A 16,267-nucleotide genomic window follows, 5' to 3' on the forward strand; every position below is an offset into this window, starting at 1 on the left:
ACCTCACGCGCCGAAGCCTCGTGCGAATGCGCCGGTGCCGATTACGCGGCGCGCAAACATCAGCGCGATGAAGGACGGCACCCACAGCATGACTGACAGTACGGCACCGTATTGCACGACGATCTGGTTGTTGATGAAGCTGATCATCAGCACCGGCATGGTGCGAACCTGAGGCGCGCCGATCAACCAGGCGCCTTCGGTCTCGTAGAAGGTGCCGACGAAAGTCAAAAGCAGTGCGGCGGCGATCGTGGGTCCAGCCTGCGGCAGGGTGATCGACCAGAAGACGCGCAGCGGCGTGGCGCCCGCATCGCGCGCCGCCTCTTCCATGCGCCGGTCGACATTCTGGAAGGCTGCGACCGGAATCCAGATCATCAGCATCAGCGTGCCGACAAGCTGGATCAGCACGACGCCCCAGAACGTGCTGATCAGGCCGAGCTGCAGGAAGATGCCGGCAATGGCGACGAGCAGGCCGAATTTCGGGAAGGCATGCGATGCGAGGAACGACAGGAACAGGATGTTCCTGCCGGGAAAGCGCATGCGCGCGAAGGCGTAAGCCGCGGGAAGGCAGATCACGGCGGAAAGAATGGTGACCGTCGTCGTCAGCCGCAGGCTGAGGAAGAGCGCGTCCCAGACATCCGGACGCGCCAGCGTCTGGCCCCAGAAACGCAGGCCGAACTGCTGCGGGATCACCGATGGATAACGCCAGACCTCGGTGAAAGCCCATGTTCCGACGACGATCAGCGGCAGCGCGATGAACAGCGTCAGCAGGCAGGCGAAGAGCATGCCGATCCAGTCGAAGCGAAGATCCGTGCCCGATCTGCCGGCACTCATGGCTGGGCCTCGCGGTTGCGGGCGATCGACCTGATATAGAAGATACCGAAGACCAGGCAGAAGCCGAAGGTGATGACGGCCTGGGTCATGGCGTTTAGCGGGTCGTTCATGTCGGCGAAAGTGCGCTGCATGAACGGCCCCATCATCTCCGGCGATGCCGAGCCGAGCACATAGGGCAGGGTGAAGGCGGAGAAGATGCCGAGCACGGCGAAGGACGCGGTCACCAGCATGGAATTGCCCATGCGCGGCAGGATGATCGAGATGAACACCCGGAGCGGGCCTGCGCCGACATCGCGGGCGGCCTCGATAGCGCTGTTCGAAACGGAGGAGAGCCCGGCCGTCAGCATCAGCACCGTCAGGGGAAGATTGTCCCAGACGAGGCCGATGACCGGTCCCCACGGCGTCAGATAGGGCGTGCGCAGCTTCGGCAGGCTGACAGCGTTCAGCAACAGGTCGACGGTGCCGTTCGGCCCGATCGTCCTGATCAGTGCATAGGCAAGGATGATCGACGGCACGAACATCGGGAAGATCGCAAGAGCCTGCACATAGGCGGCAAGACGCCCTTGCGAGAACCGCAGGTAAAGCGCGATCGGAAGGCCGATCGCTAGAAGCAGAATGCCGCAGACGGCGGTGGTCCAGAGCGTCAGCCACAAATTGCCGAGGCTGTAGCTGTCGGTGAAGAAGAAGCGGTAGGAGGCAAGCGAGAATTCCGTCGCGCCGTCAGGGCCTCGAACGAAGATCGTGCCGACGACCGCCGAAAAGATCGGAAAGACGATCAGCCATGCGAGCAGGAGGACCGGCAGGGCAACGAGGAGGAGCCCGATAGAGCTCCCCCTGTTGATGGACCGGTGACGGCGCAGAACCGCCGGCGCAGTGTCAGTGGACATCAGGTGCGGCTGATGCTTGGCGCGACGTTGCGGTACCAGCCGTCGGCGATCGCCTTTTCCCAGTCGCCGCCCGGAAAGGTCGGAATGGTTGACGGAATGACGTCGGCATATTTCTTGCGGAGATCGTCGGAGATGTGATCCCAGGAGACGGCAGGGAAGCCGCCGATATTGGTGATGATCGCTTCCTGCATTTCCTTCGTCAGCATGAATGCGGCAAGCTTCAAGGCCGCATCCTTGTTGGCGCCGTTCGAGAAGACGGTGATGCTGGAGAAGCCGCCGCAAAGGGCAAGATCGCTAAGCTGCACGAGGCCGGTCGTGTCAGGCAGTACGCCCTGGGAGATTGCCTGCAGCACCTGGTCCGACCAGACCGGCACCATGGTGACGACGCCCTGGGCGAGCAGTTGGATCGACTGGGTGTTGCCAGCCGTATAGGCGCCCTTGTCGTAGAGCGCAGGCGCGAGGTCGTTGAGGATCTTCCAGGCCGGCGTCAGCGTTTCAATGGCGAAATCGGCGGTGAAATTGTCGATCTTGAACTTCTTCGGATCGCGGCCGTTCGCTTCATGGATCGCGCGGCGCACGAAATTTCCGCCTGAACCGCCCTTGTCGGGACGGTTGTAGATGAACTGGCCCGGATTGGCCTTGATCCAGGTGGTGAGCTGATCCCAGCTCTTCGGCGCATCCTTCGGATCGAGCTTGGTCGTGTCGTAAGCGAGAAGCACCTGCGAACCGCGATAGGGAAGGGAGTATGGGGTATCGAAGGCAAGCGGGTTGATATGGTCGTAGCCTTCGATGTTCTCACCGGAGAACTTGACCCAGAGGCCGGCATCGATGCCGCCGGACGGTAGGCGCGGATCGAACTGCTCGAAAAGGTCGGCCTGCGGGTCGGTCTTCGTCTTCAGCGCGGCGAGCGCACGGTCAGCGATGGCGCGCAGACCATTATTGTCGCCGGCATCGGTAACCTTCAGGGCAACACCCGGATGCGCCTTTTCGAAGGCCGGGCGGATGACGTTGTTCCAGAGGTCGACGATGTTGGCATCCGAACCGCTGTAGAGATCGATCGTGCCGGCCGCAGCCGATGCGAAACGCGGAAGAGCCAGCAGACCGGCTGCAGCCGACGATGTGATCAGAAATTCGCGTCTATTCATAACCCGTCTCCATCAGGTGTCGAGGCTCAGCCTCCGCAGGATTGTCCAAGGCTTTGCTAGCGCCGGCGCGTAACATCGACATGACAGGGTGGGGCGTCTCGCCAGGGAAATTGCACAGCTGTGCTGATTGCGCCGTGTGGAAATCGGCGGCAGGAGACACTATCTCTTGCGGAAAAGGAGATATCCAATGACCGAAGAACGTGCAGTCCTCGCCGGTGGTTGCTTCTGGGGCATGCAGGACCTCATCCGCCGATACAAGGGCGTGATTTCGACCCGCGTCGGCTATAGCGGCGGCGATGTGTCGAATGCCACCTACCGCAACCACGGAACCCATGCCGAGGCGATCGAGATCATCTTCGACCCCGCAAGGATCAGCTATCGGGAAATCCTCGAATTCTTCTTCCAGATCCACGACCCGAGCACGCGCAACCGCCAGGGCAACGACGTCGGCATGAGCTACCGCTCGGCGATCTTCTACGTCACGCCTGAGCAGGAGCGCGTCGCCAGGGATACGATCGCCGATGTCGATGCATCAGGCCTGTGGCCCGGCAAAGTCGTTACCGAAGTTGTACCGGTCAGCGATTTCTGGGAGGCAGAACCCGAGCACCAGGATTATCTGGAGCGGATTCCGAATGGCTATACCTGCCATTTCGTCCGGCCCGGCTGGAAACTGCCGGTCCGCCAGAAGATCGCCTGAAATTGATCAGAGCCCCATCGCCGCGCGGCTGGTTTCCAGAAGCGCGGCGACGAGATTTGCCCGTGGCGAGGATCGCGTCACGACGATGCCGACGGTGCGCATAGCGGACGAGCGGGGCAGGGGCAGCTTGACGATATCTAATCCCTCTGGCCAGGGCGGCGCCCAATCCGGCACGATCGAGATCCCGAGACCGCGGTTTACCATCACCGCGATCGCCTCCAGCGCGTCGAGCTCATAACGCTCGACCGGGCGGATGCCGAGCTCGCGCAGATATTCGTCGGCGATGTGACCACCCCACTGGTTGCGGTCGTAGCGGATGAAAGGCAGGGTCTGCAGCAGTTCGAGCGGATCCGCGCCTTCGCAGTCCCGCGGGACGATCAGTACCAGGGGTTCCTGACGCAGCCTGTTGAAGGTCAGCGTCTTCTGCATCGGAAATCGCGGTTCGATGATGAAGGCGGCGTCCAGCGCGCCGTTCAGAACCTCGGCATAGAGGTCCATCGACGCGCCCGGTTTAAGGAAGATTTCGATCAGCGGATAGTCCTGGGCAAGGCGGTGGAGAATGCCGGGAACGAGACCGGTCAGCGCCGTATTGATCGCCCCGATCCGCATCTCGCCCGAAATCGTCGCGGTACCGGCCATCGCCTTTAGGTCGCGTGTATCGCGCACCAGATCACGGCAACGTTCGAGAATGGCAAAACCCGCTTCCGTCGGCCGCATCACGCGGCCGGAGCGCACCAGCAGCCGCACCCCGAGTTCGGCCTCCAACGCGCGGATGCGCTGGGCAACAGCCGCAGGCGTGAGGTTCAGCCGCTGGGCCGCCTCCGCCAGCGAGTGCCGCTCGGCAACGACAATGAAGGTTTCGAGAAAGCGGGTGTCCATCGATAGTTTTTCTATCTCCTGAACGAAGCAGAAGCTATATTTTATTTACGATCCATTGCTCCGAAAGATGGCCAGACCCTATGAGGAGATGGATGAAATGGATTTCGGCCTGAAAGACAAGACGGCCCTGGTGCTTGGCGCCGGCGGCGGACTGGGCAGCGCGATTGCCGTCAAGCTTGCGCGCGAAGGCGCCAGAATTGCCACGGCGGATATCGATCTCGCCGCCGCTGAGAAGACCGCGGCTGCGATCGAATCCGAAGGCGGCAAGGCGTTGGCACTGCAATGGGATCTTGCCGATCTCGGTTCGATCGATGCGCATGTCGCTGCAATCGAGCGCCAGTTCGGACCGGTCGCTATCCTCGTCAACAATACCGGCGGCCCACCGCCGACCACCGTCTCCGGCCAGGATCCGACGCTCTGGAACCAGTATTTCCAGAGCATGGTCCTATCTGTCATCGCCATTACCGATCGTGTGCTGCCTCAGATGCGGGCGCGCAAATGGGGGCGCATCGTCACTTCGACCTCGTCGGGCGTGGTCGCGCCGATCCCCAATCTCGGCATTTCGAACGCATTGCGCCTGTCATTGGTCGGCTGGTCGAAAACGCTGGCGCGCGAGGTCGGACGCGACGGCATCACCGTCAACATCGTCCTGCCGGGCCGGATCGCAACCGGCCGCATCACCTTCCTCGACGAACAGAAGGCCAAGCGCGAGAACCGTTCCATCGATGACGTCGTCACTGAGAGCACCGGCAGCATTCCGCTCGGCCGCTATGGCCGGCCGGAAGAATATGGCAATGTCGTCACCTTCCTGGCAAGCGAACCTGCCTCCTATCTCACCGGATCGGTGATCCGCGTCGATGGCGGCATGATCCAGAGCATCTGACAGAAACCGAATTGGAACCGATAACCAATGGCCCTCAGCGCTGAAGCGATAGAAACCCTCAGGACCGTCTCGACGGCGACCCTGACGACCGTTCTTCTGAAGAAGGGCCTGCGGAACGTCTGGATCCGCGGCGCCGTTCCGCTAAAGCCCGGCCAGCCGCGCATCGTCGGGCCGGCCTTCACCCTGCGCTTCGTTCCGGCCCGCGAAGATCTGGCGACGCCGGCATCCTGGGCCTCGCCGATCTCGACACGCGCCGCGATCGAGGCGATGCCGGAAGGCTGTGTCGCCGTCGTCGATGCGATGGGCGTTACCGATGCCGGCATCTTCGGCGATATCCTCTGCGCCCGCATGCAGAAGAGGGGTGTCGCAGCCCTTGTCACCGACGGCGTCGTGCGCGACCTTGCCGGTGTGCTCGACACCAACCTGCCGGTCTGGTGCCGCGGCGTCGCAGCACCCCCCTCGGTCGCCGGCCTCACCTTCGTCGCCTGGCAGCAACCGATCGGCTGCGGCGGCGTTGCGGTCTTTCCTGACGACATCATCGTCGTCGACCAGGACGGCGCGGTGCTGATCCCGGCCGATCTGCTCGAGGTGGTGCTGGCGGAAGCGCCGGAACAGGAGCGCATGGAAGCCTGGATCATGACGAAGATCGAAGAAGACGTGTCGCTGCCGGGCCTCTATCCGATGAACGCCGAAACCAAGGCGCTTTATGAGGCTTCGAAGAAGTAGCTTCCTGAATAGGGCGGATTGAAGGGCCGCGGCTTCGCGACCCCTCAATTTGTTGAAAGTCTCATTCTTCACTCGGCGTCATCCTCGGCCTTGTGCCGAGGATCTGCTAAGCCGGCCGTAGATACTCGGGACAAGCCCGAGCATGACGAAAGAGGAGTTGGCCGACTTGGTCAGCAGTCTGACGGGTCGCAGCTTTGCGGCCCTTTTCGCTGACTCCGATCCAAAGCTGCTCCCGCAAGCCGGTAAGCTTCCGTCGCACCTCAATAATGAGGCACGTAATCCAACCCGCCGTCGATCCGTGCCGGGCGCCCGTTGAGGAAAAGCTCCCCGATGCGCGGCGCCGAGCGGGCGATGATCTTGCCGCGGCGGATCACCGCCAGGCGGTTCGGCTTCAGCCGCAGCGCTTCCAGCGTGTCACTCGCCTGGAAGATGACGAGGTCGGCATTGCATCCCTTTTCGAGACCATAGCCTGCAAGCCCCATCGTTTTTGCCGAATTGACGGTCAGTGCGTCGAAGATCCTCTTCTTGTCCTCGATGCCGGCCATCTGCGCGACATGGATAGCCATATGGCCGACCTCCAGCATGTCGCCCGATCCCATCGAATACCAGGGGTCCATGACGCAATCGTGCCCGAAGGAAACATTGAGCCCCGCATCCATCAATTCCCTGACGCGGGTCATGCCGCGGCGTTTCGGATAGGTGTCGTGCCGGCCCTGCAGCATGATGTTGATCAGCGGATTGGGAATGACGTTGATCTCGGCCTCCGCCATCAGCGGAATAAGCTTGGAAACATAATAATTGTCCATCGAATGCATCGAAGTCAGATGCGAGCCGGCGACGCGTCCCTGTAGGCCGAAGCGGATGGTTTCTGCAGCCAGCGTCTCGATATGGCGCGAGAGCGGGTCGTCGGTTTCGTCGCAATGAATATCGACGGGCAGGCCACGATCGGCGGCGATGCGGCAGAGCGCCTCGACCGACGCCGTGCCTTCGCCCATCGTCCGTTCGAAATGGGGAATGCCGCCGACGATATCGACGCCCATGTCGAGGGCGCGGTTGAGCGCATCGATCGCGCCCGGCGAGCGGTAATAGCCGTCCTGGGGAAAGGCGACCAGCTGCAGATCGATATAGGGCGCGACCTTTTCGCGAACCTCGATCATCGCCTCGACGGTCACCAGCCTGGGATCGCTGGTATCGACATGGCTGCGAATGAAGAGCAGCCCCTGCGTCACCGCCAGGTCGCAATAGCGCAGCGCACGATCGACCAGTTCCTCCTTCGTCACGATCGGGCGCAACTCTCCCCAGAGCGCAATGCCCTCGAGCAGGGTGCCGGAGACGTTCATGCGCGGCAGGCCGAGCGACAGGGTGGCGTCCATGTGGAAATGCGGATCGACGAAGGGGGGGCTGACCAGCCGGCCGGTCGCGTCGATCTCTTCCTGCGCCTGCGCCTGGAGATTGGGCTCGACAGCGATGATCCTGCCGGCCTGAATGCCGATATCGATATTGTTTCGGCCATCGGGGAGATTTGCATTTCTGACGATCAGATCGAACATCGGAGCCTCATTGGATGTGGGCGGTTTCAGCGTTCGCCGCGGCGATAGGGCTGCATCAGCGCCTGTGGAACGCGGGCGCGGCGGGCCATGACGGCAAGGGCGGCAATGGAAAGGATATAGGGCGTCATCAGAAACAGCTGATAGGGCAAAAGCCCGCTCAGCGCGGTTTGCAATCGGAGCTGAAAGGCATCGAAGAAGGCAAAGAGCAGGGCGCCGAACAGCGCGCGGCCCGGCCGCCAGGAGGCGAAGACGACAAGCGCGATGCAGATCCAGCCACGCCCCTGCACCATGGTCGGGAAAAAGCTGTTGAACGCCGACAATGTCAGGAAGGCGCCGCCCATTCCCATCAGCGCGCTTCCTGCGATGACCGCGCCGTAGCGCACTTTCATCGGATTGACGCCCTGGGCCTCCGCCGCATGCGGATTCTCGCCGGTCATGCGGATTGCAAGCCCCACGGGCGTGCGGAAGATGATGTAGGCCATCAGCAGGGCGATCATGATCGCGAGATAGGTCGGCGCCGTCTGCGTGAAGAAGGCTGGCCCGATGAAGGGCAATGTCGAGAGACCGGGAATGGTGATCGGCTGGAACGGCACGATGGTGGGCGGAGTATTGGCAAGCGGCACGATCAGCCGGAAGACATAATAGCTGAAGCTGGAGGCAAAGAGCGTCACGCCGAGACCGGAGACGTGCTGGGAGAGACCGAGCGTCACCGTCAGGCCTGCATGCAGCAGACCGAAGACGCCGCCGGCGATTGCCGCGATCAACAGGCCGGTCCAGAGATCGGCCCCATGATACACGGAAAGCCAGCCGATCATCGCGCCGAAGGTCATGATGCCCTCGATGCCGAGATTGAGCACACCGGCGCGTTCGCACAGCAATGCGCCGAGCGTGCCGAAAATCAGCGGCGTGGCGATCCGCAGGATTGCCGCCCAGAGCCCGGCGGAAGCGATGATGTCGAACAGCTGCATCATCGCCGGATCCTGTATTGGGTAAAGAACAAGGCGATCAGCATCGTCAGCAGCGACAGCGCCACCGTGACATCGGCGATATAGGTCGGGATGCCGAGGCCGCGGCTCATACCATCCGCCCCCACGAACATGGTGGCCGTGAAAATGGCGGCGAAGACGACGCCGAGTGGATTGAGGTTGGCAAGCATGGCGACAACAATACCGGCATAGCCGAAGCCCGGCGACAGGTCGGTCGTCACATAACCCTTGACGCCCATGACCTCGATCGCTCCCGCCAACCCCGCAAGCCCGCCGGAGAGACAGGCGACCTTCACCAGCGTTCTACCGAGCGGGACGCCGGCGAAGATCGCGCCGCCGGGATTGAGGCCCGCTGCGCGCGACTGCATGCCGAACACGGTGCGGGACTGGACGAAATGGACGACGACCGCCAGCGCGATCGCGATCGCAAAGCCGATATGCAGGCGCGAGCGGGCGATCAGCTTCGGCAGCATGGCGTGATCGCTGACGGATTGCGACTGCGGCCAGCCGAAGGCCAGCGGATCCTTGAGAACGCCATCGATCAGCATCGAGACGAAGAGCACGGCAATGAAATTCAGCAGCAGGCTGGTGACGACTTCATCGACCGAGAAGCGCAGCCTGAGCCAGAGCGGGATCAGGATCAGCACCATCCCTGCAATGGCGCCGACCAGCAGCAGCAGCGGAATGAGGATGGGGGCGGGAAGATCGCCGAACAGTTTCGCGCTTGCCGCGGCAACGGCGATGGCGCCGAGATAGAATTGGCCCTCGGCGCCGATATTCCAGAGCCGCGCCCGAAAAGCGACGGCGGCAGCAAGCCCCGTCAGCATCAGCGGCGTTGCCCGCGTCAGCGTCTCGGTCGCCGACAGCCGCGAGCCGAAGGCACCGGTCAGGATGCGCCAATAGGCATCGAGCACTGGCGCGCCGGCGATTGATATCAGGATGCCGGCCAGCGCCAGTGCCGCGATGACCGCGATCACAGGGGTGACGATCAGCAGGTAAACCGGACGGTGCTCGCGGCGCTCAAATCGCATGGCCGGCCTCTGGGGTTTCCTGCCATTCGCCGGCCATCATCAGCCCCAGCCTGCGGGCATCGGCGTCTTCGGCCTCGACGGGCGGCGACAGGCGGCCACCGACGATCGCCTGTATGCGATCGGCAAGCGCGATCACCTCGTCGAGGTCCTCCGAGATCAGCAGCACGGCGGTACCCTGCCGGCGGGCTTCGAGCAGGCGTGCGTGCACGGCGGCCACGGCTCCTTCATCGAGGCCACGCGCCGGCTGCGCCGCGATCAGGATCCGCGGCCGCCGATGCAGATTGCGGCCGAGAATGAGCTTCTGCATATTGCCGCCGGAGAGCAGGCGGGTGCGGATGGCAGGGCCGCCGCCACGGACATCGAAGCCGTCGATAATTTCGCTCGCGAAAGCCATGCCCGCCTTGCGGTTGACGAGACCATGGCGCGAAAAGGCCGGCGATGCGAGGCGCTCCAGCACGGTGTTTTCCCAGATCGCCATTTCGCCGATCACGCCCTCTTCGTTGCGGTCCTCGGGTATGCGGCCGATGCCGGCTTCGACGACATCCTCGACACTGAGATTGCCGATGGCTTCGCCAAACAGCAGAAGGTCGCCAGCGTTCCGCGCCAGCATACCGGAGAGAAAATGCGCCAGTGCCGCCTGGCCATTGCCGGAAACGCCGATGATGCCGAGGATCTCGCCCTGGTGAAGCCGGAAGCTGATCGATTTCAACCGGTCGACGCCGCCGATACGCACCGTCACATCTGCCGCTTCAAGGGCAACGGCACCCGGTGTCGACGGCTCGCGCACGGGCCTGGTCACGCGACGCCCGACCATCAGTTCGGCGAGTTCCGCCTTGCTGGTGTCCGACGCCTTACGTTCGGCAACCATCTTGCCGCCGCGTAAGACCACGATGCGGTCGGCAGCCGCCATCACCTCGTCGAGCTTGTGCGAGATGAAGATCAGCGACAGGCCCTGGCGGGCCATTTCCCTCAGCGTCGTGAACAGCCGTTCGGCCTCGATATTGGTCAATACCGCCGTCGGCTCGTCGAGGATCAGGATGCGGGCGTCGTTGTAGAGCGCCTTGAGGATCTCGACTCTCTGCTGCTCGCCGACCGACAGGTCGCCAAGGCGGGCATCCGGATCGACCTTGAGGCCGAAGCGCTCGGAAATTGTGAGCAGCTTCTTCCGCGCCGCCGACGTTCCCGAGCGCCAGGACCACAACCTTTCGGTGCCGGTCATGACATTTTCGAGAACGCTCAGATTGGGTGCGAGTGAAAAATGCTGATGCACCATGCCGACACCAGCGCGGATCGCCGCCCGCGGCTTGCCCTGCGGCACCTCCGTGCCTTCGATCAGGACTCGGCCGGCATCCGGCATGTAGTGGCCGAAAAGGATGCTCATCAGCGTGGTCTTACCGGCACCGTTCTCACCGAGCAGGGCCACGACCTCACCCCTTGCAAGCGTCATCGAGATATCGTCATTGGCGAGATTGTCGCCAAAGCGCTTGCTGACGCCGATAATTTCCAGCACAGGCCCGGTCATGACGGCAGTCCCGCGATGGGAAAACGATGCTGCCACCGCCCCTCGGCCTCCAGCCGGGCGGCAAGCGACAGCAGGTGCGGCTCGTGACCCATCGGCGCCATCAGCTGCACCGGCAGCGGCATGGCGTGCTCATCCTGTCCGAAAGGCAGTGTCAAAGCAGGAAAACCCGAAATATTGGCGAGGCAGGCAAGCGGCGCAAATGCCGTCATCCGCTCGAGATGCAGATCCGTGTCGGCATGATCTGATGGAAAGGAACCGATCGCAAGAGGCGCGGAAGACAGCATCGGCATGACGATGCAATCGACCCTGTCGAACAGCGCCCAGAGCTTATGGCTCACCAGGACGGCCTCGTTCAGCGTGTTCCAGAGCGATGTGGCCGGAAGTGTCCGCCCGCGCGCCGCAAAGGCCTGCGTCAGAGGCTCGGCCCTGCTTTCATCAAGGGCCGCAACCTCGATGAGCGCCGCAAGGTTGACGGAGACGATATCGGCGAAGGCGCGACCACTGGCGGCGACGGCCCATTCGAAGTCGGCCCAGGTCAGTGGAACCATTTCGTGCCCGTCGCTCTCCAGCGCACGGGCCGCAGCCTCCACTGTTGCGAGCCGAACGCCCTCAGTCGGATAGACTGAGCCGGTATCGACAAGCAGCCCAATCCGCAAACGGCCGTTATCGCTATCAACAGGGGAGGGGTCAGGAAAAGGTCCTCGGGAATTGCCGCTCAGCCTGTCGAAAATCAGCGCGGTATCCCGCACCGAGCGGCAGACCGCGAGTTCGCTGGCGATACCGGCGAGATGGTTGCCGAAGGATGGCCCGCCCGGGATCGCGCCGCGCGTCGGTTTCATTCCGACAAGGCCACAGCAGGCGGCCGGCACACGGATCGAGCCGCCGGCATCGGTGGCATGCGCAATCGCGACGATCCCGGCGGCAACCGCTGCCGCCGCACCGCCGGAGGAGCCGCCCGCGGTTCGTGTCGGATCGAGGGGGTTGCGACAGACGGGCCCGATCGCCGGTTCGCTGGCGAGCGACAGGCCAAATTCCGGGCTCGTCGTCAGGCCGAACAGGCAGAAACCGGCGTCGCGGAAACGGGAGGCGAGATCGGAATCCGCTTCGCCGCCCTTTCTCTCAAACAGCCGGGAGCCGGCCGTCACCGGCAGCCCGGCGAATGGGCCGCCAAGATCCTTTGCCAAGGTCGGTACACCGGCGAAAGGCCGTACGGCAAAGCGACTGGGCGCGCTCCGCCGCTCCCGGTCGCGGTCCTCTGCCGAGACGAGGCCCATGGCGGCATCGAGATAGGCGATGGCGCCGAGCGGCTCCTGCCGCGCAGCCGCCTCAAGGGAAGCTTGCATCGCCTCCGCTGCGCTCAGGCTACCGCGCCTGATCGCTGCCGCCAGGTCTGTTGCATCGCCTTGCATGAGCCGAATTACTTCGGCTCGTCCATCATCTTCGGAACTTCGAAGGTGCCGGCCTTGATCTCCGCCCGTTTGGCTTCCATCGCAGCCTCGGCCTCGGCGGGCGCGACACCCTTCACGAAGACGATATCGCTGCCGCCTTCCTTCATCAGGCCGTAGGACGTGTAGTTCCGTCCGACCGGTTTTCCGGCAGCGACATCGGCGATCGCAGCGTCCAAGATCGGGCGGAAATACCACATGGCGTTGGCAAACACCGTATCCGGATAACGCGGCGTATAGTCGATCAGCGAGCCGACCGACTTGATGCCGCGTTCCTTGGCGGCATCGGCTGTGCCGATACGCTCGCCAAATAGAATGTCGGCGCCGGCGTCGATCTGGGCAAGACCGGCTTCGCGGGCCTTCGGCGGATCGAAGAAGGTGCCGATGAAGGAGACGAGGTGTTTTGCGTCCGGGTTGACCGCCTTGACGCCCGCCGCGAACGCATTGATCAGCATGTTGACCTCGGGGATCGGAATGGCGCCGACCGACCCGACGACATTCGACTTGGTCATCTTGCCCGCCAGCATGCCAGCGAGATAGGCGCCGTCATGGTTCCAGGTGCCAAAGACGCCGAAATTGTCGCCGGCCTGCTCGCCGCTCGAACCCAGCACGAAAGCGGTGTCGGGATAGTCGGTCGCGACCTGCCGGGCCTCTTTCTCCACCGCATAGGCCTCGCCGATGATCAGCTTGTTGCCCTGTTCGGCATATTCGCGCATTGCGCGCGGATAGTCGGTGCCGGAGACTCCTTCGGAGAAGACATATTCGATCACGCCTTCCTTGGCCGCGTCCTGCAGGGCCTTGTGCAGACAGGAGTTCCAGGCATTTTCGACCGGCGACGCATGAATGCCGGCAACCTTCAGCGGCGCAGCCGCCCTTGCCAGCGGGGCAAAGCCGCTGACCCCAAGCGCAATGCCGGACGCGATCACTGCCCGGCGTGAAATCAGCATATCTTTGGTCATTGAATGTTCCCCTTTTTTACCATTTGGTTCAAAAATCATAGTAGCGCCCAAAAATGTGTCAAGCAGCAAATAGGCTTAAAAATCAGGCTGTTCGACCCACACTCGCCGCCGGCTCGTCGAGGCGCGGAGACTATGGGCTGGATTTACAAGGTGTTATGTCTTGGCGCGGCGACGTCGGCAGGATATGCAAGGATCATTGGGGTTGGGGGACATAAAATGGGGGAAGAAGAGGGCGCCTCGCGGCGACCGATCGCGAGCCGGTCGTCGTCCTGGGCTATCGGCCTCAGCGCATGGCTGGCGCGCAGCGGCGCGACACCGAACGGCATTTCGCTTTTATCGGTCGTATTCGCGGGTATAGGCGCAGCACTCATCGTTTTCACAACACATCCGATTGCCATGGTTTGTGCCGCTATCTCGGTGCAACTGCGGCTCGTCTGCAATCTGCTGGACGGAATGGTCGCGATCGAAGGCGGCAAGAAAACCAAGAGCGGGCCGCTCTACAATGAATTCCCCGACCGGGTCGCCGACAGCCTGTTTCTCGTCGCGGCCGGCTATGCCTGCGGCTTTGGCTGGCTCGGCTGGCTGGCTGCGCTGCTCGCCGCACTCACCGCCTATATCAGGGTGTTCGGAGGATCGGTGGGCCTGCAGCAGGATTTCAGCGGCATCATGGCCAAGCAGCGGCGTATGGCGGTACTGACGGCGGGCCTCCTCGCCCAGAGCGTCGAGACGCTGATATCAGGCAGCCACTGGTCGCTAATCCTGGCATCCGCGGTCATCGCCGCCGGCAGCCTTGTCACCTGCATCACACGCACGATAACGCTTGCCCGTTCCCTGGAGAGACTATGATCGCGCTCGTCCGTCGGCTTCTCGTGCTGTTCGTCCGTATCCTGGTCGGCGCCCGAAGCGAGTGGCGCGGCTGTGCGCCCGATCCCAGCCGCCGCATCTATTTCGCCAATCACAACAGCCATATCGATACCGTCGCCGTCATGGCGGCCCTGCCATATCAGGTGCGCCGGATGACCCATCCGGTTGCGGCGCGCGATTATTGGGGAACGACCGCCTTTCGCCGTTTCATCGCGGAGAAAGGCCTGCGTGCCGTCCTGATAGACCGCAAGCCTCCGCCGGACAGCGATCCGCTGGCTCCGGTAGAGCGTCTGCTCGAGGAGGGACATTCGATCCTGATTTTTCCTGAGGGAACGAGAAGCACCACCGATGAGATCGCCCCGTTCCGCAGCGGCATCTATCGCCTCGCCTGCCGTTTTCCGGATGTCGATCTCGTGCCGATCCATCTCGACAACCTCCGGCGCATCCTGCCGAAGGGAAGCATGCTGATCGTCCCGATCACCTGCACGGCGCGCTTCGGCAAGCCGCTCCGCGTCGAACCAGGCGAGGAAAAGACCGAATTCCTGGCCCGTGCCCGTGCCGCGGTCATTGAGCTCGCAGATGGGGGGCATGCCGCATGACCAGCCTGTTCTCCATCGTGCTGGCCGCCATCCTCGGTCTGCTTGCCGTCGCCTCGGCCATCGGTTTTATCCTTCAGCGGCGCGCGACCGAACCCGGTTCAGTCGCCACCGTCCAAAACCTCAACGCCCGCATCCGCTCCTGGTGGATCATGGTCGCGGTGTTCGGCGGCGCGATCCTGCTCGGCGACACGGCGACGGTCATCCTGTTCGCATTCCTGTCCTTTATGGCGCTTCGCGAATTCTGGACGCTAACACCATCGCGGCGCGGCGATCACCTGGCGCTGTTCCTGTCCTTCTTCGTAGTGCTGCCGCTGCATTATGTGCTGCTCGGAACGGAGTGGTACGGCCTGTTTGCGATCTTCATCCCGGTCTATGCCTTCCTGATCCTGCCGGCGGTGGCGACCTTGACGGGTGACGTCAACGAATTCCTTGCCCGCAGCGCCAGGGTGCAATGGGGATTGATGCTGACGGTCTATTCGATCAGCCACGCTCCCGCCCTGCTCATGCTGGAGACCGGCACGCCGTCGGCACTTCTCCTCGTCTATCTGGTCGTGGTCGTGCAACTCAGCGACGTCTTCCAGTATGTCTGGGGCAAGCTCCTTGGAAAGCACCGTTTCTCGCCGAATATCAGCCCGTCGAAGACGATCGAAGGGCTGGTCGGAGGCGGCGCCTCGGCCATCCTCGTCGGAACACTGCTTTATCGGCTGACGCCGTTTTCGCCGCTGCAGGCCGCGGCCGTCAGCACGGTCATCGTCGTCGCGGGCTTCTTCGGCGGCTTCGTGCTCTCGGCCATCAAGCGCGATCTCAATGCCAAGGATTGGGGCTATGTGATCGAAGGCCATGGCGGCGTGCTCGACCGCCTGGACTCCATCACCTTCGCCGCGCCGCTGTTCTTCCACATCGTCCGCTATTGGTTCACCACGTAGAAGCTGGTTGTGGTTAAAACCGGTCGATCTCCTCGAGGCTCTCGAACAGTCGGCGCTGAACATCCTGCTCCTGCTTGCCGATGGCGGTCATCAGCTTGCCCATCGTTCCCCGCAGGCCGTGCAATTCGTCCACCAGCTCCATGACGATATCGACGCCGGCTTCATTGACACCCATGTTTCCCATGAGGTCGAGGATTAGCCGGGCGCGGGCGACGTCGGCGTCGCGAAATTGCCTTTTGCCGCCTGATGTCTCCGGGATCAGCCAACCCTGTTCGATCCAGAAGTCGAGCTGGACGATGTCGATTTTCAAGTAAAGACGGAATTCGAGATCATCCAT

At 62.9% G+C, this 16,267-nt stretch carries 17 protein-coding genes; 6 read left to right on the forward strand and 11 right to left on the reverse strand.

What is annotated here, in order from left to right; genetic code table 11:
* Positions 1–3: 3 nt before the first annotated feature.
* From RWJ89_RS23250 to RWJ89_RS23260, 3 genes are read right to left on the reverse strand one after another with little or no spacing between them, the layout of a single operon-like run.
* A complete protein-coding gene (locus RWJ89_RS23250) occupies positions 4–831 on the reverse strand; it encodes an ABC transporter permease (protein WP_025398571.1) in 828 nt (275 codons plus the stop codon).
* Positions 828–1,718, reverse strand: a complete 891-nt coding sequence (locus RWJ89_RS23255; protein ID WP_077979820.1) for an ABC transporter permease — start codon at positions 1,716–1,718, stop codon at positions 828–830. The genes RWJ89_RS23250 and RWJ89_RS23255 overlap by 4 nt, the downstream gene beginning before the upstream one ends.
* A complete protein-coding gene (locus RWJ89_RS23260; RefSeq protein WP_168287059.1) occupies positions 1,718–2,863 on the reverse strand; it encodes an extracellular solute-binding protein in 1,146 nt (381 codons plus the stop codon). The genes RWJ89_RS23255 and RWJ89_RS23260 overlap by 1 nt, the downstream gene beginning before the upstream one ends.
* Before the next feature lie 187 nt (positions 2,864–3,050).
* Here RWJ89_RS23260 and msrA point away from each other — a divergent pair, with 187 nt between their 5' ends.
* Positions 3,051–3,560, forward strand: a complete 510-nt coding sequence (gene msrA / locus RWJ89_RS23265) for a peptide-methionine (S)-S-oxide reductase MsrA (RefSeq protein WP_316031498.1) — start codon at positions 3,051–3,053, stop codon at positions 3,558–3,560.
* A gap of 6 nt (positions 3,561–3,566) precedes the next feature.
* Here the strand turns inward: msrA and RWJ89_RS23270 are convergent, their stop codons facing one another.
* Positions 3,567–4,439 carry a LysR family transcriptional regulator gene (locus RWJ89_RS23270; RefSeq protein ID WP_222000241.1) on the reverse strand — a complete coding sequence of 291 codons (873 nt, stop codon included), beginning with the start codon at positions 4,437–4,439 and terminating at the stop codon, positions 3,567–3,569.
* 97 nt (positions 4,440–4,536) lie between these two features.
* Between RWJ89_RS23270 and RWJ89_RS23275 the strand changes: the two genes are divergently transcribed.
* Together RWJ89_RS23275 and RWJ89_RS23280 are read left to right on the forward strand one after the other, a co-directional pair.
* Positions 4,537–5,322, forward strand: a complete 786-nt coding sequence (locus RWJ89_RS23275) for an SDR family oxidoreductase (RefSeq protein ID WP_131665797.1) — start codon at positions 4,537–4,539, stop codon at positions 5,320–5,322.
* Between the two features lie 27 nt (positions 5,323–5,349).
* On the forward strand, positions 5,350–6,048 hold the full coding sequence (locus RWJ89_RS23280; protein ID WP_222061960.1) for a ribonuclease activity regulator RraA: 699 nt from the start codon (positions 5,350–5,352) through the stop codon (positions 6,046–6,048).
* Positions 6,049–6,308: 260 nt separating this feature from the next.
* Here RWJ89_RS23280 and RWJ89_RS23285 read toward each other — a convergent pair whose 3' ends face one another.
* Genes RWJ89_RS23285 through RWJ89_RS23310 form a run of 6 tightly spaced genes read right to left on the reverse strand, consistent with a single transcriptional unit; the run spans position 6,309 to position 13,541 of the window.
* Positions 6,309–7,598 carry an amidohydrolase family protein gene (locus RWJ89_RS23285; RefSeq protein ID WP_131665795.1) on the reverse strand — a complete coding sequence of 430 codons (1,290 nt, stop codon included), beginning with the start codon at positions 7,596–7,598 and terminating at the stop codon, positions 6,309–6,311.
* Between the two features lie 26 nt (positions 7,599–7,624).
* Positions 7,625–8,569, reverse strand: coding sequence for an ABC transporter permease (locus tag RWJ89_RS23290; protein WP_131665794.1), 945 nt, complete (start codon positions 8,567–8,569; stop codon positions 7,625–7,627).
* Positions 8,566–9,615 (reverse strand): ABC transporter permease, encoded by a 1,050-nt coding sequence (locus RWJ89_RS23295; RefSeq protein WP_222061962.1) that lies wholly within the window; start codon positions 9,613–9,615, stop codon positions 8,566–8,568. Before RWJ89_RS23295 ends, RWJ89_RS23290 begins: the two co-directional genes overlap by 4 nt.
* The gene (locus RWJ89_RS23300) at positions 9,605–11,137 is read right to left on the reverse strand and encodes an ABC transporter ATP-binding protein (protein WP_131665792.1); all 1,533 of its coding nucleotides are present in this window, start codon (positions 11,135–11,137) and stop codon (positions 9,605–9,607) included. The genes RWJ89_RS23295 and RWJ89_RS23300 overlap by 11 nt, the downstream gene beginning before the upstream one ends.
* A complete protein-coding gene (locus RWJ89_RS23305; protein ID WP_222061964.1) occupies positions 11,134–12,546 on the reverse strand; it encodes an amidase in 1,413 nt (470 codons plus the stop codon). The genes RWJ89_RS23300 and RWJ89_RS23305 overlap by 4 nt, the downstream gene beginning before the upstream one ends.
* 8 nt (positions 12,547–12,554) lie before the next feature.
* Positions 12,555–13,541 carry a BMP family protein gene (locus RWJ89_RS23310; protein WP_131665790.1) on the reverse strand — a complete coding sequence of 329 codons (987 nt, stop codon included), beginning with the start codon at positions 13,539–13,541 and terminating at the stop codon, positions 12,555–12,557.
* 216 nt (positions 13,542–13,757) lie between these two features.
* Here RWJ89_RS23310 and RWJ89_RS23315 point away from each other — a divergent pair, with 216 nt between their 5' ends.
* Genes RWJ89_RS23315 through RWJ89_RS23325 form a run of 3 tightly spaced genes read left to right on the forward strand, consistent with a single transcriptional unit; the run spans position 13,758 to position 15,930 of the window.
* Positions 13,758–14,387 (forward strand): CDP-alcohol phosphatidyltransferase family protein, encoded by a 630-nt coding sequence (locus RWJ89_RS23315; protein ID WP_168259511.1) that lies wholly within the window; start codon positions 13,758–13,760, stop codon positions 14,385–14,387.
* Entirely contained in the window at positions 14,384–15,004 is a 621-nt protein-coding gene (locus tag RWJ89_RS23320; protein ID WP_221946744.1) for a lysophospholipid acyltransferase family protein, read from the forward strand. The genes RWJ89_RS23315 and RWJ89_RS23320 overlap by 4 nt, the downstream gene beginning before the upstream one ends.
* Positions 15,001–15,930, forward strand: coding sequence for a phosphatidate cytidylyltransferase (locus tag RWJ89_RS23325; protein ID WP_168272286.1), 930 nt, complete (start codon positions 15,001–15,003; stop codon positions 15,928–15,930). Before RWJ89_RS23320 ends, RWJ89_RS23325 begins: the two co-directional genes overlap by 4 nt.
* A 13-nt stretch (positions 15,931–15,943) precedes the next feature.
* Here RWJ89_RS23325 and RWJ89_RS23330 read toward each other — a convergent pair whose 3' ends face one another.
* Positions 15,944–16,267 carry a chaperone modulator CbpM gene (locus RWJ89_RS23330; RefSeq protein WP_026264673.1) on the reverse strand — a complete coding sequence of 108 codons (324 nt, stop codon included), beginning with the start codon at positions 16,265–16,267 and terminating at the stop codon, positions 15,944–15,946.

This window comes from Rhizobium sp. 10PS4 (genome assembly GCF_032464805.1).
GTDB lineage: Bacteria > Pseudomonadota > Alphaproteobacteria > Rhizobiales > Rhizobiaceae > Rhizobium > Rhizobium laguerreae.